The organism is Micromonospora sp. B11E3 (genome assembly GCF_039871625.1).
GTDB lineage: Bacteria > Actinomycetota > Actinomycetes > Mycobacteriales > Micromonosporaceae > Micromonospora.
The window spans coordinates 21,384-39,982 of sequence record NZ_JBDPMC010000026.1; the positions used below are offsets into that span (position 1 = coordinate 21,384).

Genomic DNA, 18,599 nt, shown 5'->3' on the forward strand with positions numbered 1-18,599 from the left:
GGGCACGCACGGTGACACGGAAAGCGATCTGGGCGGCGACGGCGGTCACGCTGGCGGTGGGGGCGGGCGCGGTCGTGCTGGGGCTGACGGACCGCGAGCCGGCGACCAGCTCGCCGGTGGCGGTCTCGGAGCCGGGCGGCGCGGCGGCGGGCACCGGTGAGCCGACCTTCGCCCGGCTGGAGAACCCGGCGCGGACCGAGGTGCGCGACGCCGACGGCCGGGTGCTGGCGGTCTTCACCGACGGCGCGCGCACGGTGAAGATCACCGGCCCGGAGCGGACCTTCGACGAGCCCCGGTTCACCAAGGCGACGGTCACCACCGACGCCTGGATCCGGCTCGCCCCGCGCGAGTGGAAGGAGGGCGCGGAGCAGGCGGCCTGGTTCAAGCCCTGGCTGGACAAGGCGCTCGTGGACAAGAGCCCGGACGCGCTGGCCATCATGATGGACTACATCGACGGCGCGAAGCCCCGCAAGGACTCCAAGGGACTCCAGTTCGCCGGGGACGCCTCCTTCGGCCCCCTGTCGGACACCGACCCGGATGGCCGGGCGGAAAAGTCCGACTTCTACGACTACCTCGGGGTGTCGTGGGACTTCCCCGACGGCAAGCACGAGGAGCCCGCGAAGGCCCACTTCCGGGCCCTGGACTGCTCCGGCTTCATCCGGATGGTCTACGGCTACCGATTGAAGTACCCGCTGCGCGGCACCAACACCAAGGGCGTCGGCCTGCCCCGGCGGGCGTACGCGATGGCCGAGTTCGGGCCAGGCGCCCAGCTCATGCCGAACACCGGTAGGGCCGCCCGCGCGTACGACCGGCTCCAGCCCGGTGACCTGCTGTTCTTCAATGCCGGCCCGATCGGCGGCAAGCACATCGAGCACTCCGGCATCTACCTCGGGGTGGACGACTCCGGCCACCACCGCTTCATCTCCAGCCGTTCCAAGGCGGACGGCCCGACGCTCGGCGACTTCGGCGGCGACTCGCTGCTGGACGGCGCCGGTTACTGGGCCTCCAAGTTCCGCGCCGCCCGCCGGATCTGACCCGCCGGACGGCGCGACGCCGACCTCCGCCCGGCCGGGCCCTGACTCCACACCGGCCCGCCTGGCCGGACGGGCCGCTCGACGCCGGCCCGTCCCGCCGGGCGGGCCGTTCTCACGTCGGGCCGTTCTCGTCGGGCCGCGCCGCCGGGCCCGCCAGCTGGCGAATCTCGTCAGTCCGCCGTGAGATCCGCGGTGGCCAGCGCCTCCACCAGCGCGGCGCGGCGCTCGGCGTCCCGCCGCACCGCCCAGGTGATCTCGAGGTGGATGAAGACCGAGCCCCGCCGACGGGCCTCCTCCGCCTGCGTGTTGGTGGTGCCTTCGAGCTGACCGCACTTGGCCGACCAGGCCCGGCAGGTGACGAAGCCGGCGTCCTCCAGGGACCTCGCGACCCGTCGCAGCGGGGCGCTGGACCGGCGCTGACCGTTCGAGACCACCGCGTCCTCGTCGGGAAGGCTCTTGTCGGCGAACCCGTGCAGCTGGATCTGGTTGAGATCGCGCCGGGCGAACCGGCCGGCGATCACCTGGAACAGGCCGTCGGGGTTGTGCGCCGCGTCCGCCCTGGCGTCGGCGGCGCGCCGGTGTGCGCCCGCCACCAGCAGCATCGAGCCCGGCACGGCCCGGAACAGCCGCAGCCCGAGGTCCTCGGTGTGCAGGTCGGAGTTGGGGTGCGGCACCTCGATCGCCAGGTGCACCTCGCGGGAGAGGTCCACGAGCAGCATCCCCCAGGCCCGGTCGCCGCCCGCCTCGGTGCTGAACATCGCGTACTCGCGGCCGGTCTCCGGGTCGGTGCCGGTGCTGGCCGTGTACCCGACCGCCGCCAGCAGCCCCGTGGCCCCGGGCAGGCCGTCCCGGCCGTCCAACAGCAGCTCGACGGCGTCCCGGGCCCGCTGGCGCTCCTCGGTCGTCGGATCGCGGTACGGCGCGGTGGGCTCGAGGCTGCCGACGAAGGAGTCGACCGCGGCGGCCGGATCGGCGGTGCCGGCCACCGCCGGGGTGGCCGGAGGAGGCGTCGGGCTGCAGGCGATGAGGACCACCGCCGCGCTCACACAGGCGGCGATCAGTCCGGCGCGGGGCGGGCGGTTCCTCGACATCGTGTGGAGGGTACCGGGCTCAGGTGTCGGCGTGGCGGACCCGTACCTCACACCGGGCCAACCTCCCGTTGCCACGACCCGGCACGGGCCGGCGCCCGACCGGCGGTGCGGTCGCCCCGCGGGCGGCAAGTATCCTGAAGCGTCCACCCGCCCCTGCCGAGGAGCTGCGAACAATGACGCCCGCGGACCCATCCGCCCCGGCAGGCCCGTCGCTGGACACCGCCCACGGATCAGTCGTCCTGCCCACCTTCCTCCCCGACGCGACCCGGGCCTCGGTCCGGGCTGTCGACACGCTCGACCTGTCGACGGTGGGGATCGAGGCGGTCATGGTCAACGCCATGCACCTGGCCCAGCGGCCGGGGTTGCGGACGGTCAAGCGGGCCGGCGGCCTGCACAAGTTCATGGCCTGGGACGGCGTGATCGTCTCCGACTCCGGCGGGTTCCAGGTGCTGTCCCTGCTCCGCAAGCAGGGCAAGACCGGGGCGATCCGGTCCGGCGGGGTGACCTTCCAGGAGTCGCCCACCGCGAAGAAGATCGTGCTCACCCCGGAGAAGGTCATGGAGTGGCAGTTCGGCCTCCGCTCCGACGTGGTGGTCGCCCTGGACGACTGCACCGGCCCGGACGACTCCCCGGCCGAGCAGCTCGCCTCGACCGAGCGGACCATCCGCTGGTTCCGGCAGGCCCGCGAGGCGTACGACCTCCAGTGCCGGCAGCGACGGGGGGCGCAGCCACCGCTACTGGTCGGGGTGGTGCAGGGCGGCACCGACCCGGAGCTGCGGCAACGTTGCGTGGACGCGCTGGTCGAGTCGGGGGCGCAGGGGTTCGGGTTCGGCGGCTGGCCGCTCAGCGCCGAGGGGGAGCTGGAGCGCGAGATGTTCGCCCTGCTCGCCCGGATCACCCCGCAGGACGCGCCGCTGTTCGCCCTCGGGGTGGGCCGCCCCGAGCACCTGGTCTCGCTGTGCGAGCTGGACACCCGCTGGGTCTTCGACTGCACCATCCCGACGCGGGACGCCCGGCACGGCCGGCTCTACTCGTTCGTGCCGGAGATCGCCGACCGGTTGCTGACGCCGGACCGGAGCTTCTACCAGAACGTCTACATCCTGGACGAGGAGAACTCCTGGAAGGACGAGCCGATCTGCGCGACCTGCGACTGTCCGACCTGCCGGCGGTACAGCCGTAGCTACCTGCACCACCTGTTCCGGGTGAAGGACGGCCTCGCGGACCGGCTCGCCACCATGCACAACCTGCGCTTCTACACGCGGCTGCTGGAGATGATCAAGGGTGGCCGGATGGCCCGGCCGAGCCTGCGCGAGCCGAGCCGGGTGGGGTGACCCACCGGTGACGTCCGCGCCGCCCGCCGTGGAGAAGGTGCTCGCCCGGCTCACCGCCGCGCCGAAGTACCGGGACGTGCACCCGGAGACGATCGCCGACCTGGTCCGGTGGGAGGCGCGGGCCACGACAGACCCGGCCGAGCTGGAGCGCCTGGTCCGGGCCCGGCTGCACAAGGTCGCCGCCCTGCACCTGCTCACCGCGCGGCCGGCGGCGCTGCGCAAGACGTTGGACCGGGCCGACCTCGCGGACCCGCAGGCTCGACGGGAGTGGTGCCGGCAGGTGCTGGCCGGCCACTTCTCCTCGGCCGAGCGCCTGCCCGACCTGGACGCCTTCTATCCGGCCCTGTTCGGGCTGGTGCCGCCGCCGCGTACGGTGGCCGACCTCGCCTGCGCGCTGAACCCGTTCAGCCTGCCCTGGCTGCGGGAGGTGAGCGACGCGCGGTACGTCGGCTACGACTTCAACTCGACGTTCGTCGCGCTGGGCAACGCCTTCCTCAGCCGCGCCTACCCCGGGAACGAGGTCCGGCACTCCGACGTGCTCGGCGGTGACTCCGAGGTGACCGCCGACGTGGCGCTGCTGCTGAAGACGTACCACTGCATGGAGGGGCGCCGGCCCGGGGCGGGCCTGGCGCTGGTCGACCGGCTGGCGTGCCGGCACGTGGTGGTGTCGTTCCCGACCCGGGCCATGAACGGCCGGGCGGCGGTCTTCGTGCCCCGGCACGTCGCGGAGCTGGCCGAGCTGGCCCGCGACCGGGGTTGGAGCTGGTCGCGGGCCACGCTCGACACCGAGGACCTGGTGGCGATCGGCAAGGGCTGACGCCGACGGAGGGCCGGGCCGGCCCCCGCCGGGGTCGCCGGTCAGTCCTCCCAGAGGCGCTCGACGATCGCCGTGGTCTCCTCCCGGGTACGCGGCCGGTCGGCCAGCCCGTCCATCGCCCCCCAGGCGCTGGCGTACCAGGACTCCTCGGTCAGCTCGCGGCCGGCGAAGCGGCCGGAGAGCGCGGCGCAGACCCGGTCGATCCGGCCGCACGCGTCGGAGACCACCTCGTCGGTGAAGGCCGCCGACGGGGTCTGGTTGTCGCCCTCGAAGAAGAGCAGCCCCTCGGCCGTGGCGGCGGCGTGGAAGGCGTCCTGCACCTCGTCGTCGGCGCAGACGAACTGGAAGAGGTTGCCGTTGCCGGCCAGGTCGATCGGAACGCCGGCGTCGACGAACGCCTGCCGGGTGTGGGCGATGAAGCGGTCGCCGGCGGCCCGGATGGCCCGCTGCGGCTCCCCGGTCGCCATCCGCCGCAGCGTGGTGGTCGCGGCGGCCAGCATGGTCGGCTCGAAGTACGAGGTGAACGAGACGTCCTCCAGCGCGGCGAGGAGTTGCCCGTCCCCGCCCACCGCCGTGACCGGGGCGCCGTTGGCCAGGCACTTCGACACGATCCACACGGCCGGGTCGAGGAGGTCGGTGGAGAGCCCGGCCCGGTAGCGGAGGCCGACCTTGACCTCGTCGGCGATGACCGGGACGTCCGCCTCGCGGGTCAGCCGGGTGAACTCGGTGTACCAGCGGTCACCGAGGTGCATGTGGTCGGGCGAGATGACCACCGTGGCCACCTGCTCCGGCTTGGCCAGCCACTCGGCGAGCACGTCCAGGTCGAAGAGGAACTCGACGATGCCGTGCTCGTTGGGGGCGAACGGCTCGTCGGTGTGCCACATCGGGTCGTACCCGTGGTAGCCGGAGCTGAGGACGAGCGGGCGCTCCCGGGCGTCCCGGACGGCGGAGGTGACCGACCGGAGCGCGGCGGTGCCGGTCCGGTAGAGGCCGACCACGTCCCCGCCGAAGACCTCGTGCAGCTGGCCGAGCAGGCCGTCCAGCACCGGACTCCAGGCGGTGCCCACCCCGGACCGGCCGCGGGCGGCGCGGGCGATCGCCTCGGCGACCTCCTCGTCGCCGTGCCCCAGGATGACCGAGCCCCGGGCGTTGTCGAAGTCGATCCAACGCCGGCCGTCCGGGTCGGTCAGGTAGGCGCCCGACCCCTCGACGAAGACCCGGGGACGCCCGTCGGCGTCCCGGGGGCAGGTCGGTTCCTGGGCCAGCAGCTTGCCGGCGTCGATGTCGATGGTCATGGGTACGGCTCGATTCACTCTGGTCCGACGGGGTGGGTGGGGGAAACCTCGGGCTCGATGCCGAACTCCCGGCGCAGCAGCTGGTGCGCCATGCGGAGGGCGAGTGCCTGGATGCTGAGGGTGGGGTTGACGCCGCCCGGGTAGGGCATGACGCTGCCGTCGACCACCATCAGGTTGGTCAGGCCGTGCACCCGGCCGTCCGGGTCGGTGACCGAGGTGAGCGGGTCGGTACCGGCGCGGCAGGTGCCGTGCAGGTGCGTGCTGCCCATCCAGAAGTACGACGAGTCGCGCCAGGTCAGCTCGCAGCCGGCCACCCGCAGGATCTCCTCCGCCCGGCGCTGGAGGTACTCCAGCCGGGCCCGGTCGCGCGGGTGCGGGGAGTAGTCCATCACGATGTCCGGCAGCCCGAACCGGTCCACGCCCCGGCCGAGCGTGACCCGGTTGTCGGCGCGGGGCGTGTCCGGCACCAGGCACTCGAGCCGGATGATCTGCTCGTCGGGGCGCAGCCGGAGGGCCTCCTCCGGCTGGGACTCGATGATCAGGCCACCGAACCCGCCGGGCGCGTCGTCGGCGGTGTAGTAGTCGGTGATCGCGGCGGTGGAGAAGGGGCCGGGGCCGGCGACCCGGCCGGCGCCGGCCGTGGCCCCGTCCGTCCGGCGGTAGCCGTGCAGGTACCCGCTCATCTTGAAGCAGAGCCCCCGACCGACCATGTCGTGGCCGTTGCCCAGGCCGTGCGGGCTCAGGTCGTCGGTGGAACGGAGCAGCAGGGCCGCGCTCTGGACGGCGTTGCCGGCGACGATCACGTGCCGGGCCCGGAACACGTGCCGGTTGCCGTTGTCCACCCGGATGCACTCCACACCGTCCACACTGGTGGCGTCCCGGCGGAGCACCCGGACGGCCTTCAGCCCGGCGAAGAGGCGCAGCCCGGCCTTGCGCGCCGGGTCGAGGAAGACGGTGACGGCGTCCCCCTTGGCGCCCCGGTCGCACCGGTTCGAGATGCACGGGCGCTCCCCGGCGCACGGGAGCCGGCCGTGGTAGGGCTCGGAGGCGATGGCCAACGGGGTCGGGAAGGGCTGCAGGCCCAGGGAGCGGGCGGCCGACCTGATCGCCGCGCCCTCGGCGGTGGTCTCCACCGGCCGCATCGGGTACGCGGGGTCGCCCGGCAGGCTCGGGTCGTGCCCGCCGCCGGCCACCCCGAGCGCCGACTCCACCAGGTCGTAGTAGTGGTAGATCTCCTCGACCGCCCAGGGCCAGCGCAGCGGCAGGTCGGAGGGGCCCAGCCGGCTCTCCGCGTCGAAGTCGACGGGGCGGTGCCGGAAGACCGCGCCACCGTAGAAGACCGTCCCCCCGCCGACGTTGCAGGTGGACCAGGGGTTACCGGTCTTCTCCCAGACGCCGCTGTCCTGACGGATCCAGGCGGTCTCGGCGACCGTCTCGACGTCGTCGTAGCTGACCCACGGGTCCACGAAGGGGCCCTGTTCGATGACGACGACGTCGAGGCCGGCACGTTGCAGGGCCCATGCGGTGATCGCGCCGGAGGCACCGCTGCCGATCACGCACACGTCGGCGACGTGGCCGGTGTCGTCGGCGGTCGGCTCGGGGCCGTACCGCAGCCGGGCCGTGATCTCCTCGTGGCCGGTCATGGGGTCGGTGAGAGCACTGATGACAACCTCCCGGGGTACGTCTGCGTGCCGGCCGGCGGCACCGGCCCCGGCTGGGACCGGCCGATCACCGGGATCACTCGTACGGCGGCACGACGGAGGGGTTTGGGCCGACGGACACGGGTTCGGACCGCATCGCTTCGGGGGGACGCCGGACGTTGAGGACCTGGCCCGTGAGGCCGTGCGCCCGGGCGTCGGTGACCGCCCAGGCCACCAGCCGCGCGGCGGCCCCCACGTCGTCCGGTGCCTCCGGGCCGCCCATGTCGGTGGGGATCCAGCCCGGATCGACCGCGTTGACGGCGATGTCCTGCGCCCGCAGGGCCACCGCCAGGTTGACGGTCATGATGTTCAGGGCGGCCTTGGACATCCGGTAGCCGGTGGCCTCCCCGTCGGCGGTGGTCGGGTCGGCGTCGTCGGCGCTCACGTTCACCACGGCGGCGCCGGTCGCGGCGCGCAGCAGCGGGAACAGGGCCCGGGTCAGCAGCAGGGGACCCACCGCGTTGACGGCGAGCAGCTCGTGGACGGCCTCGGCCGTCACGCTCTCCAGGCCGGCGTCGCGTTCGTCGAGGAAGACGCCCGCGTTGTTGACCAGGCCGGCGAGGCGGCCACCGGTCAGGACCGCCACGGCGTCGGCCGCCGCCGCGATGCTCGCCGGGGAGGTCACGTCCAGGGGTACGTGGTCGGCCCGACCGCCGCGCCGGCGCAGGGTCTCGACGGCCGCCGCGCCCCGCCGGTCGTCCCGGCAGCCGAGCAGGACGGACCACCCGTCGTCGGCCAGCAGGGTCGCGGTGGCCAGGCCGAGGCCGCGGTTGCCGCCGGTCACCAGGACGTGCCCGCGTGCCGGGGTGTCGTGCATGGTCGGCCGCCCGGTCACTTCCGGCTCGACGCGCCGGCCCCGGCGAGGACGGCCCGGTAGCAGTCCAGCATCCGATCGCGGGTGGCGGCCATGTCGAAGGTGCTGGCGGTCGCGGGTTGTGCGGCCTTGAGCTGGGCGACCACGGCGTCCCGGTCGGCCAGCACGTGCCGGACCACCTCGGCCAGCCCGCGTACGTCGCCGGGTTCGGCGAGCAGGTCGGGGCAGGCCGAGCCGATGGTGCTGCGCAGTCCGCCGACCGCGTACGCGGCGACCGGCGTGCCCGTCATGATCGCCTCGATCGCGCTGCCCCCGAGCTCCTCGTGGACCGAGGGCATGACCAGGGTGTCCACGAGGGCGAGGGCGGCGGGCACCTGCTCGTGCGGCAGGAACCCGGTCACCACGAACTGGTGCGACCGGCCGGCCTCGGCGATCTCCCGTTCCATCCGTTCCCGCTGCGGGCCGTCCCCCACGACGAGGAAGGTCGGGTCGAGGTCGGCCAGGAGCTCGGCCAGCCGGAGCAGGTCGGGCCAGCCCTTCTCGTGGGCCACCCGGCCGACGTACCCGATCAGCGGCCGGCGGCCGGTCAGCCCGTACCGCTCGGCGAAGGCCGCCGCCTCGGCCGGCCCGGCCGGCGTGATGTCGACCGCGTCCGGGTTCACCACGATCGCGGAGCGGTCCAGGCCGGTCGCGGCGCTGACCACGTCGGCGGTGCGGGTGGTCAGGGTGCTCACGCGGGCGGCGTAGCGCAGGGCCTGCCGTTCCGCGTGGGTGACGAGGCGGTGCGCCATGCTGTCCACGACGGACATCGGCTGGTAGACGGACAGCCGGGAGCAGTGCAGGGTGAGCACGTACGGCACGCCCAGCAGCCGGGCGGCGACGCGGCCGGCGACCAGCGGCCAGATCTGACCGTCGGCGTGGACATGGACGAGGTCGGGACGCCAGTCGCCGCGCCGCAGCCGGAGACATTCGCGCACGGTCGCCAGCAACCAGGCCTGTCCCAGCCCGACCAGACCGGTGATCTCGGAACGGACCTTGGGCAGCGACGTGCGGGCGATCCGAACGGTCAGCCCCGGCTCGATTTCCTTCGTCGGTGGAAGCCCGGGAAAGCCCAGGGTCAGCACGAGCTGATCGGCCCCCGCCCTGGCCAGGCTGCGGGACAACGCCAGGATCTGCACCTGCATGCCGCCCACCGGATCGAATTCGGCCGGCCAGTGGTCGACGTAGTCGTGGTGAAAGAAAGGAGTCAGCCGAAGTATGCGCACCGCGCCACCCGATCCCCCCGGGAGAGTGTCGGAGAGCTATTTCTGAATGATGTAAATCAGCTCGCTGCCGATCTCCAGTCGCTGAATTCGGCAAGACCGCTCTCTGGCCTGCGACTCAAAACTAGTTGAATAGTTCTGAAACATGCCCTTCGATCGCTGACCAAGAGACTTGGTCGGGAAGGTTACCACAACAATTGGCGAGTTGACAATATCGATAACTTCCCAGCCAGCGCCCCGTTGTTGAGTGTCCAGGCAGGGGAGCGTCTTGAGCAATAGCGTGACGTCCGCCGGTTCGTCAAGATGGTCCTCCAACAGGTCGACCACGCTTGTCCGATGTGCGACACCCAGCCGAGTCAGGGCGGCGTCGACGAATCCGACCAGACGGGCGTCGATGTCGGAGGCGACGTAGACGGTCTCCGGTGGCAGTTCCATCCAGGGCGCGGCCAGGGGGTTGAGCCCGCACGCCAGGTCACGTAGCACGCCGGGTCTGGGCACGTGACGGAAGATCTCCTGGTAGAACTCCCCCAGCACGGGCAGGCGCTCCCGGGTCGAGATGTGGACCGACATGGCCCGGTGCAGTGCGGTTCGCACCGCCTCGTCGTCGCCCTCGGTAACCGCGGCGTCCAACTGGCGCAACAGGGCGGGGTAGTTGGGCGGACTCGGCGGCAGGAACGCCCCGTAGATCTCGTGCAGGCTGCGCTTGGTGCGCTTCACCGCGTCCGGCACGTCGCCCCGAGCCGCGACCAGGGCGGCCCGGGCCAGCCGGCGCACCGTCGCCGGCGCCACCGTCTGATAACGGCGACTCTTGGTGATCGCCTGTTCGATCTGAGCAATTCGGCCGTCAGCCTCGGGTGCGGTCATCGGTTCCTCCGGGGATTACTGGACGGACGGACGAGGCTACGCAGCAAAACCGTCCGATCGATTGCTGTACCTGCAAAACGTCGACGCCCCCACGCGCCGGGGATTGACGCGCAGACATTACGAACAAACCGCAGGACCGCCAGCTCGTCACGTTCCGTGGTGGGGTCTGGGACGGTCGGCCTGTCCAGCAAGTCCGGGTTGGCCGAGTTTTTGCACGTCGACAGTAGTGATTGCGTCTGGCACACTTGGGCCGGCCGCGATCTAATGGCAACCTCAGTCTGGCTAGGGGAGGACGTGAACGTGACCCTTCTTGCCGCCAATGGTGGTTCCCCGATACGCACGCAGCGTTGGCCGTTGTGGCCCGCTTCCGCACCCGGCACCCTCGACGCTCTGAATGAGGTACTCCATTCCGGCCGCTGGGCCATCAGCGGCCCCTATCAGGGAAAACAGAGTTTCGAGCGGCGATTCGCGGCGGCGTTCGCCGAGTTCCACGAGGTCCCGCACTGTGTGCCGACCTCCAGCGGTACGGCCAGTCTCATGGTCGCTCTCGAGGCATGTGGGGTCGGTAGCGGTCACGAGGTTATCATCCCCGGTCTGACCTGGGTCGCCAACGCATCCACGGTGGCCGGGGTCAACGCGGTGCCCGTGCCGGTGGACGTGGATCCGCGGACGCTCTGCCTGGACCCGGCGGCCGTGGAGCGGGCGATCACCCCACGCACCGCGGCGATCGTCGTGGTGCACCTCTACTCCGCCGTCGCCGACCTGGACGCGCTGACCGCGATCGCCGAGCGGCACGGCATCCCGCTCATCGAGGACTGCGCGCAGGCGCACGGCGCCCGCTACCGCGACCGTCGGGTCGGCACGTTCGGCGCCTTCGGCACCTTCAGCATGCAGCACAGCAAGGTGCTCACCAGCGGCGAGGGCGGCGCGGTGATCACCGCGGACGCGGCCCTCTCGCGGCGGGCCGAGCACCTGCGGGCCGACGGCCGCACCTACACGCCGCACGTGCCCGCGGTGGGCGAGATGGAGCTGGCCCAGACCGCGGAGCTGATGGGCAGCAACCGGTGCCTGTCGGAGTTCCAGGCGGCGATCCTGCTCACCCAGCTCGAACTGCTCGACGAGCAGAACGAGCGGCGGCGGGCCAACGCGGCCCTGCTCGACGAGGGGCTCGGCGCGATCGGCCTCAAGCCGCAGGTGTCCTCGCCCGGCACCACCCAGCGCACCTACTACGAGTGGGCCGGCCGGATCGAGGACGACGAGGTCGCCGAGCTGGGCGTGGAGCGGATCGCCCAGGCGGTCGCCGCCGAGCTGGCGGGCGCCGCCGTCTCCCCCGGCTACCCCCCGATGAACCACAACCGGCTCTACCAGCCGGCCACCCGAGCACGGTTCAAGGGCCAGAGCGGCCTGGACCTGACCGGCTATTCGCTGCCGGTCGCCGAGGACGCGGGCCGGAGGTTCGTCACCATCCACCACTCGGCACTACTCGGCGACGAGTCCGACATGAAGGACATCGTCCGAGCATTCGAGAAGGTGTTCGCAAATCACCGAGAGCTACGCGACTGACCACCGGGCCGGCGGGACAACCCGCCGGCCCGGTGCCGGTTTGCGTGATCGGGAGTCCTGTCCTGGGCTTCCGTTGGCAAGGGCCCAAACCGAGGGTTGAAGGGACCCGTGACGAAGGGTTACGTATGGAGGTCGAGATACGCCTGGGCGCGGTTCGTTATCCGTTCCGCCTCGGCAGCGACTGTCTAGGTTCCATCGTTGACAACCTGGTCGCCATGTCGGCCAGTCGTTTCCTGATCGTCTGCGACAGCAACACAGGTCCACTGTTCGGCGCGGAACTCGTCGAACGCCTCTCCCCCCACGTCCCGGCGAACCTGCTCGTCCACCGAGCCGGCGAGCCGTACAAGGACCTGCAGGCCGTCGGCGCGCTGGCCGAGTCGGCGCTCCAGATCGGGGCGGACCGCGCCTCCGTCGTGGTGGCCGTCGGGGGCGGGGTGATCGGCAACATCGCGGGGCTCATGGCCGCGCTGCTCTTCCGCGGGATCCGCCTCGTCCACATCCCGACGTCGCTCATCGCGATGTCGGACTCGGTGCTCTCCCTGAAGCAGGCGGTCAACGCCAGCGTGGGGAAGAACCTGATCGGCACCTTCTACGCGCCGGTCTCGGTCCTGGCCGACACCGCCATGCTGCGGAGCCTGCCGTACCGGGAGACGGTCGCCGGGCTCTGCGAGGTGGTCAAGAACTCGCTGGCCATCCGCCCGAGCATGGTCGAGATGCTCCGGACGTCGCTGCGGCAGGACGCCGTCTACGACGACGAGACGATGTACGAGATCATCTCGGAGAGCATCCGGGCGAAGGCCTCGGTGACCGAGGAGGACATGTACGAGTGCCGCTCCGGCCTCGTGCTGGAGTACGGCCACACGGTCGGCCACGCCATCGAGTACACCGCGGCGGGCGGGATCTCCCACGGCCAGGCGATCGGGCTCGGCATGGTCGTCGCGGCCGAGGTGTCCCGGCGGCTGGGTCACCTCGACGACGACACCGTCGCCCTGCACCGGGAGCTGCTCACCCGGGCCGGCGCGATGGTGACCATCCCCGAGGAGATCGACCTCGACGAGGTGATGCACCGGCTGCGCTTCGACAACAAGCGCGGCTATCTCAGCGACCCGGCCGAGAGCAGCGCCATGATCCTCCTCGGCGGGCTCGGTGAGCCGCTGTGGCAGGACGACCGGCCGCTCGTCTCCGTCCCGATGGCCCTGGTCGGCGAGGTGATCAACGAGATCGCCCGACCGGAGCTGCCGAACTTCGAACTGCTCCCCGAGGCCGAGCCGGTCCGGGTGGCGGACGCCGTGGGGGCCGCCGATGGTTGAGCGTTTGGGCGTCGCCGTCGTCGGCGCCGGATTCATGGGCGGGGTGCACGCCGAGGTCCTGACCGCCGACCCGCGGGTGGACCTCCGATGGGTGGTCGACCGGGACGAGCGCGTCGGCTCGGAACTGGCCACCCGGTTCGGCGCGCGCCCCACCGCGACCCTCGACGAGGCGCTGACTGACGACGCGGTCCGCCTCGTCGTGGTGGCCACCCCGGCCGCCACACACGAGCCCATCGCGGCGCAGGCGATCGCCGCCGGCCGGCACGTCCTGGTGGAGAAGCCGCTGGTGCTCTCCACCGGGCACGCCCGGCAGCTCGCCGACGCCGCGCGGGAGCGCGGGGTGACGGTGGTGCACGGCGGCAACTTCGTCTACGCCCCGAAGTTCGTCCGGGCCCGCGAGCTGGCGGCGGACCGGGACGCGCTCGGCGCCGTCCACTCGGTACGGGTGGCCTTCCGGACCTCCGGCCCGGACACCGACTGGTTCCGGTCGAAGGCGACCGCCGGCGGCGGCGCCCTCACCGACCTCGGATGGCACGCGATCGAGCTGTGCCGCTGGATGCTCGGCAAGCAGGCGATCCGCTCGGTCACCGCCTGCACCCGCCAGCTCAGTGCCGCCGGTGACGTCGAGGACCAGGGCGTGATCCTGCTCGAGTTCGCCGACGGCGCGATCGGCCAGTGCGACGTCTCCTGGCTCTGCCCCGGTGGCGAGCAGCTCACGGTCGAGGTGATCGGCACGGAGGGTTCGGTCAGCGCCGACCTCTGGCAGGGCATGGGCATCTCGGCCTACACCAACACCAAGTTCACCGAGGTGTGGGAACCCAACCAGGGGTGGCTGCGCCCCGAGTGGGAGTGGATCCGCAACAGCGGATACGTGCACCAGGACCGTCAGGTCGTGGATGCGGTGCTCGATGGCCGGCCGATGGCGCACACCCCGGAGGACGCCGTGGCGATCGTCGGTGCGCTGGAGGCCGCCTACCGTAGCGCGGCCGACGGACGGAAAGTGGAGTTGGATGCCTGACAACAGCGCCCCCCGGGGCGTGCTCTCGATGACACCGTTCTTCCTCTACGCCGATCACCAGAAGCTGTGGAAGCCACGGTTCGACCCGATGGGCGGCATGCACGTCCTGGGCCACGCGATCGTCACGGAGATGGCCCGCCGCGGTTTCCCGCAGCGGGTCCTCACCATGGCACCGCCCGGCATCCCGAAGGACCTGCAGATCGCACCGAACATCAGCGTGCACGCCCGGCGTCTGCCGGTCCTGCCGATCCCGTCCAAGCTGGAGGGATACTTCGGCCTGGTCGGCGCCTGGGCCAAGGCCAGCCTGCTGTACGTGATGCGCAACAAGGAGCAGCTCAAGCGCGAGATCGGCATCGTGCACGCGCACTGCGACGGCTCCGGTTCGGCCCCCGCGTACGCGTACGCGGCGGCGCAGGTGCTCGACGTGCCGATCGTCGCGCACATCTACTCGTGCCGGTCGCTCACCCAGCACCCCACCACGCTCTTCGAGCGGGTGGCCGACCCGGTGGCGAAGTCGGCCGAGAAGTACGTCATCCAGCACGCCGGGGCGGTCCTGACGCTCAGCGACAAGGTCCGGGAGCGGATCCGGGACGAGCTCCACGTCCCGGACGACCGGGTGCACCGGCTGGCGCACCTCGTGACGGACAACTTCGTCAGTCACGACACCCCGGAGCGCCGGGAGGAGCTGCGGCAGCGGTTCGGGCTGACCGACGACCGCCCGACGGTCCTCTACGTCGGCCGGATCTCGTCCGAGAAGGGCGTCGACTGGTTCGTCAAGGCCGCGGCCGAGGTGAACAAGCGGCGCGACGTCCGCTTCCTGATCGCCGGGGACGGGCCACAGCGCGGCGACGTCGAGGCACTCGCCCGGCAGCTCGGGGTGACGGACAAGCTGGTCATCACCGGCTTCCTGACCCCCGAGTACATCCCGTCGATCATCTCGCTCTCCAACCTGGCCGTCCTTCCCTCGCAGTACGAGGAACTGGGCGTCGTGGTGCTGGAGTACATGCTGATGAAGCGCCCGGTGGTGGCGCACGACGTCAGCGGCGTCCACAAGCTGGTCCAGCACATGGAGACCGGCGTCCTGGTGCCGCCCTTCGACCCTCCGAAACTCGCCGAGTCGATCGAGATGGTCCTCGACGACCCGGAACTGGCCCGCCGCCTGGCGGACAACGCCGAGTCGATCCCGCACCGGGAGTACTCCCTCGCGGGGGCCGGCGCCCGTCTGGAAGCGATCTACCAATCCCTAATGGAGGAGTCCTGAGATGACTGCCCCTCGCAAGATCGTCACCGGTGTCGCCTTCCCACCGTCGCTGTTGGCGGAGACCCCGCCGATCTCGGTGGCGACCCTCACGGCCTACCTTCGAGACAAGGGCATGCCCGCCCGTGGCCTCGACCTGAACGCGGACTTCAACCAGTACCTGCTGGACCGCGTCGAGATCGAGCAGGTGCAGGGCCCGGTGAACGACCACAAGTTCACCGAGCCCTTCATCAAGCAGTTCTTCCTGAACCACATCACGGGCAACTACTTCACCGACACGAACTTCGAGCAGTGGGAGCTCAACCAGCAGTGCCAGGTCGCCCCGGAGAGCCTCTCGATCTGGGACCCGCCCTTCCCGTACTCGTACTGCGAGTTCCTCTCGATCCTGCGGGACGAGCCGGAGCGGGTCGCCAAGCTGGTCCGCGACCCGGAGGCGAACATCTACCACGCGTTCTACCGCGACAAGGTCGCGGGCGCCGCCTCCGAGCTGGGCCTGATGGGCTTCTCCATCATGGGTTACAACCAGGTCATCCCCGCGCTGACCCTGGGCTACCTGATGAAGCAGGAGAACCCGGACCTCTACATCTGCTGGGGCGGCCCGTGGGTGACGTCCTTCGCGGACATGCTCATCCCCCGCCTGGAGACCTGCCCCGAGCTGGGCGACCTGATCGACGCGCTGGTCGTCCGGGAGGGCGAGGAGCCGCTGCTGAAGATGGCCGAGGCGCTCTCCCGTGGCGAGCGGCCGAAGGGCATCCCGGGTGGCTGCAAGCCGATGTCCGAGCAGAGCGTGCTCGACACCAAGCCGGTCGGCCGCAAGCTGCTGCTGGAGATGTCGAAGCCGCGGGAGAACGTCCCCAACACGCACTGGCGTGAGGAGGACGGCCACTACGAGCGCAGCGGTGACATCTCCTGGGTCGCGGACATGAACCTGATCCCGACGCCGGACTACAGCGACTTCGACCTGTCGCTGTACACCACCTTCCGGGAGGGGCAGGGCAGCCTGGTCCTCCAGGGCTCGCGCTCCTGCTACTACATGAAGTGCTCGTTCTGCAACGCGATCACCAACTTCGCGCCGTGGAGCTACCGGGAGCGCAGCACCGAGAACCTCCAGAAGGACATCGACACCTTCCTGGAGAAGTACGAGGGGGTCGTCCACTTCGACTTCGCCGACGCGGTGTTCCCGGCCAAGCGCCTGGTGGAGATCGCCGACTTCTTCATCGAGAAGAAGCGCCCGGAGCTCTTCTGGGAGGTCGACGTCCGGTTCGAGGGCAACATCGACAAGGCCGTCCTGACCAAGATGCGCGACTCGCAGGGCACGCTCCGGTTCGGCCTGGAGACGGCGAACGAGCGCCTGCTCGACCTGGTCCGCAAGGGCAACCGGATGGACGTCGTCCACCGGCTGCTCCAGGACAGCCGCGAGCTGGGCTACAAGCCGTTCCTGATGACCATCGTCGGCCTGCCCACCGAGGAGCGGCACGAGGCCGAGGAGCTGTACGAGTTCCTCAGCGAGTACCACGACACGGTGACGTACCAGATCGCCGACTTCATCGTCGAGCGGAACTCCCCGATCCAGCTCCGGCCGGACGAGTACGGCATCCACATCGAGGACGACGAGCAGCAGAGCTTCCACCACAACCTGCACTTCACCCGTCGCGCCGGATACAGCGACGACGAGGCGCAGGAGGTCTACCGGGACATCCTGGTCCGCACCCTGCAGCGGTTCAAGGGGGCCCACGAGGTGGACGTGGAGCAGGAACGCAGCCGGGTCGACCCGTCCGACTCGGTCTACCGACTGAGCCTGCGGGCCGGATCCTTCGCATTGGAGAACTACTGGGTGAAGTACAACAACATGCCGTTCGAGGGTCTGGTGCCCATCGGCTACAAGATTCAGCAGCAGTGGACGGACATGAGCAACAAGGGCACCGTCTTCGAAATCGACCCGGACATCGCCCTCGGGGCCCTCGCTGGGGCAGGTAGCCACTGATGACGCAGAAACTGGCCATCCTCGGCGGTGAGCCGCTCCGCACCCGGCCGTGGCCGGAGTGGCCGCACGTCGGCCCCGAGGACGTGGATCGCCTCCGTAAGGTCATCGAGACCCGCAACCTCGGCGGCATCCCCTTCCCGAACACGCTGCACCAGGAGTTCGCCGAGCGGTTCACCGGCCGGCTCGGCGCGAAGTACGGCCTCCTGGCGGCCAACGGCACCGTGACCCTGTCGATGGCGCTGCGCGCGCTCGGGATCCACGCCGGCGACGAGGTCATCACGACCGCCTTCACCTGGATCGGGACGGTCGCCGGCATCGTGCACGTCAACGCCGTGCCGGTGCTGGCCGACATCTCCGACGACAACTGGTGCATCGACCCGGTGAAGGTCGAGGAGGCGATCACCGACCGGACCAGGGCGATCATGGTGGTGCACCTGGGCAACCAGGTCGCCGACATGGACGCGCTGCTGGACATCTGCCGCCGGCACAACCTGCTGCTCATCGAGGACTGCGCGCACGCCCACTTCGCGGAGTGGCGCGGCAAGTGCGTCGGCACCATCGGCGACGCCGGCAGCTACAGCTTCGAGACCAGCAAGATCATGACCTCGGGCGAGGGTGGCTTCCTGGTCACCGCCACCGAGGAGGCGTTCCACCGGGCGATGTCCGCGGCGCACGTCGGCCGCAAGGAGGCCCCGTACGACAAGTTCCCGGGCCGGATCTTCGGCTGGAACCACCGGGCCACGGAGATGCAGGCGGCCGTCCTGCTGGGCCAGCTCGACCGGTACGACGAGCTGGACCGGCAGCGGACCGCGATGGCGGAGCTGCTGACCAAGGGGCTCACCGAGATCGGCGGCTTCATCCCGCTGGCGGAGGACCCGCGGGTCACCCGGCGCCAGCGGTACGAGCTGCTCTTCCGGTTCGACACCCAGGCGTGGGACGGGCTGCACCGGGACAAGGTCCTGGAGGCGCTGCTCGCCGAGGGCGTGGAGTTCGAGGGGAACACCTTCTACCCGCCGCTGCACCGCGACGAGCTGTTCCACATCACCGCCGACGACTGGCCGGCGATCCGGGAGCGGTACGGCGAGCGGATCTCCCCGGACGCGTTCCACCTCCCGGTCGCCGAGCGGGTGGCGTGGGACGAAGCGGTCTGGATCCACCACTCGATGCTTTCGGTGGAGCCGGAGGACGTCCAGGACATGTTGGACGCTGTGGTGAAGGTCCGGGACAATCTGGGGGCGCTGAAGCAGAGCCTATGATC

The 18,599-nt window shown here is 71.0% G+C and carries 15 protein-coding genes; 9 read left to right on the forward strand and 6 right to left on the reverse strand.

Annotated elements, in window-relative coordinates; translation table 11 throughout:
• Window positions 1-11 precede the first annotated feature (11 nt).
• Window positions 12-1,034: an NlpC/P60 family protein gene (locus tag ABGB16_RS15545; protein WP_347668756.1), complete on the forward strand. Its 1,023-nt coding sequence runs from the start codon at window positions 12-14 to the stop codon at window positions 1,032-1,034.
• A 170-nt stretch (window positions 1,035-1,204) separates the two neighbouring features.
• Here the strand turns inward: ABGB16_RS15545 and ABGB16_RS15550 are convergent, their stop codons facing one another.
• A complete protein-coding gene (locus ABGB16_RS15550; RefSeq protein WP_347668757.1) occupies window positions 1,205-2,125 on the reverse strand; it encodes a hypothetical protein in 921 nt (306 codons plus the stop codon).
• Between the two features lie 173 nt (window positions 2,126-2,298).
• Here ABGB16_RS15550 and ABGB16_RS15555 point away from each other — a divergent pair, with 173 nt between their 5' ends.
• Window positions 2,299-3,456, forward strand: coding sequence for a tRNA guanosine(34) transglycosylase Tgt (locus ABGB16_RS15555; RefSeq protein ID WP_347668758.1), 1,158 nt, complete (start codon window positions 2,299-2,301; stop codon window positions 3,454-3,456).
• Between the two features lie 7 nt (window positions 3,457-3,463).
• The gene (locus ABGB16_RS15560; protein ID WP_347668759.1) at window positions 3,464-4,273 is read left to right on the forward strand and encodes a hypothetical protein; all 810 of its coding nucleotides are present in this window, start codon (window positions 3,464-3,466) and stop codon (window positions 4,271-4,273) included.
• A 41-nt stretch (window positions 4,274-4,314) separates the two neighbouring features.
• On the opposite strand, the gene ABGB16_RS15565 is transcribed toward ABGB16_RS15560, so the two are convergent.
• The 5 genes from ABGB16_RS15565 to ABGB16_RS15585 all read right to left on the reverse strand — a co-directional run bounded on the left by ABGB16_RS15565 (window position 4,315) and on the right by ABGB16_RS15585 (window position 10,208).
• Window positions 4,315-5,568 carry an aminotransferase class III-fold pyridoxal phosphate-dependent enzyme gene (locus tag ABGB16_RS15565; protein ID WP_347668760.1) on the reverse strand — a complete coding sequence of 418 codons (1,254 nt, stop codon included), beginning with the start codon at window positions 5,566-5,568 and terminating at the stop codon, window positions 4,315-4,317.
• 14 nt (window positions 5,569-5,582) lie between these two features.
• Window positions 5,583-7,211: a GMC family oxidoreductase gene (locus tag ABGB16_RS15570; RefSeq protein ID WP_347668761.1), complete on the reverse strand. Its 1,629-nt coding sequence runs from the start codon at window positions 7,209-7,211 to the stop codon at window positions 5,583-5,585.
• Between the two features lie 94 nt (window positions 7,212-7,305).
• Complete coding sequence (locus ABGB16_RS15575; protein WP_347668762.1) at window positions 7,306-8,103, reverse strand: SDR family NAD(P)-dependent oxidoreductase; 798 nt, start codon at window positions 8,101-8,103, stop codon at window positions 7,306-7,308.
• On the reverse strand, window positions 8,100-9,347 hold the full coding sequence (locus ABGB16_RS15580) for a glycosyltransferase family 4 protein (RefSeq protein ID WP_347668763.1): 1,248 nt from the start codon (window positions 9,345-9,347) through the stop codon (window positions 8,100-8,102). The genes ABGB16_RS15575 and ABGB16_RS15580 overlap by 4 nt, the downstream gene beginning before the upstream one ends.
• Before the next feature lie 36 nt (window positions 9,348-9,383).
• Window positions 9,384-10,208 (reverse strand): Rmt family 16S rRNA (guanine(1405)-N(7))-methyltransferase, encoded by an 825-nt coding sequence (locus tag ABGB16_RS15585; RefSeq protein WP_347668764.1) that lies wholly within the window; start codon window positions 10,206-10,208, stop codon window positions 9,384-9,386.
• Between the two features lie 264 nt (window positions 10,209-10,472).
• Between ABGB16_RS15585 and ABGB16_RS15590 the strand changes: the two genes are divergently transcribed.
• From ABGB16_RS15590 to ABGB16_RS15615, 6 genes are all read left to right on the forward strand, one after another.
• A complete protein-coding gene (locus tag ABGB16_RS15590; RefSeq protein WP_347668765.1) occupies window positions 10,473-11,771 on the forward strand; it encodes a DegT/DnrJ/EryC1/StrS family aminotransferase in 1,299 nt (432 codons plus the stop codon).
• A gap of 125 nt (window positions 11,772-11,896) precedes the next feature.
• On the forward strand, window positions 11,897-13,081 hold the full coding sequence (locus tag ABGB16_RS15595) for a 2-deoxy-scyllo-inosose synthase (RefSeq protein ID WP_347668766.1): 1,185 nt from the start codon (window positions 11,897-11,899) through the stop codon (window positions 13,079-13,081).
• Window positions 13,074-14,099 (forward strand): Gfo/Idh/MocA family oxidoreductase, encoded by a 1,026-nt coding sequence (locus ABGB16_RS15600; protein WP_347668767.1) that lies wholly within the window; start codon window positions 13,074-13,076, stop codon window positions 14,097-14,099. Before ABGB16_RS15595 ends, ABGB16_RS15600 begins: the two co-directional genes overlap by 8 nt.
• Window positions 14,092-15,360, forward strand: coding sequence for a glycosyltransferase family 4 protein (locus ABGB16_RS15605; RefSeq protein ID WP_347668768.1), 1,269 nt, complete (start codon window positions 14,092-14,094; stop codon window positions 15,358-15,360). The genes ABGB16_RS15600 and ABGB16_RS15605 overlap by 8 nt, the downstream gene beginning before the upstream one ends.
• Before the next feature lies 1 nt (window position 15,361).
• Window positions 15,362-17,341, forward strand: coding sequence for a radical SAM protein (locus ABGB16_RS15610; RefSeq protein WP_347668769.1), 1,980 nt, complete (start codon window positions 15,362-15,364; stop codon window positions 17,339-17,341).
• Window positions 17,341-18,597 carry a DegT/DnrJ/EryC1/StrS family aminotransferase gene (locus tag ABGB16_RS15615; protein ID WP_347668770.1) on the forward strand — a complete coding sequence of 419 codons (1,257 nt, stop codon included), beginning with the start codon at window positions 17,341-17,343 and terminating at the stop codon, window positions 18,595-18,597. The genes ABGB16_RS15610 and ABGB16_RS15615 overlap by 1 nt, the downstream gene beginning before the upstream one ends.
• The last annotated feature ends 2 nt before the right edge of the window (window positions 18,598-18,599 follow it).

Coding starts and splice junctions, on each gene's coding strand:
- ABGB16_RS15570 (WP_347668761.1), bottom strand. CDS start 7,211: ATGACCGGCCACGAGGAGATCACGGCCCGGCTGCGGTACGGCCCCGAG.
- ABGB16_RS15595 (WP_347668766.1), top strand. CDS start 11,897: ATGGAGGTCGAGATACGCCTGGGCGCGGTTCGTTATCCGTTCCGCCTC.
- ABGB16_RS15605 (WP_347668768.1), top strand. CDS start 14,092: ATGCCTGACAACAGCGCCCCCCGGGGCGTGCTCTCGATGACACCGTTC.
- ABGB16_RS15555 (WP_347668758.1), top strand. CDS start 2,299: ATGACGCCCGCGGACCCATCCGCCCCGGCAGGCCCGTCGCTGGACACC.
- ABGB16_RS15610 (WP_347668769.1), top strand. CDS start 15,362: ATGACTGCCCCTCGCAAGATCGTCACCGGTGTCGCCTTCCCACCGTCG.
- ABGB16_RS15585 (WP_347668764.1), bottom strand. CDS start 10,208: ATGACCGCACCCGAGGCTGACGGCCGAATTGCTCAGATCGAACAGGCG.
- ABGB16_RS15590 (WP_347668765.1), top strand. CDS start 10,473: ATGGCAACCTCAGTCTGGCTAGGGGAGGACGTGAACGTGACCCTTCTT.
- ABGB16_RS15615 (WP_347668770.1), top strand. CDS start 17,341: ATGACGCAGAAACTGGCCATCCTCGGCGGTGAGCCGCTCCGCACCCGG.
- ABGB16_RS15565 (WP_347668760.1), bottom strand. CDS start 5,568: ATGACCATCGACATCGACGCCGGCAAGCTGCTGGCCCAGGAACCGACC.
- ABGB16_RS15600 (WP_347668767.1), top strand. CDS start 13,074: ATGGTTGAGCGTTTGGGCGTCGCCGTCGTCGGCGCCGGATTCATGGGC.
- ABGB16_RS15550 (WP_347668757.1), bottom strand. CDS start 2,125: ATGTCGAGGAACCGCCCGCCCCGCGCCGGACTGATCGCCGCCTGTGTG.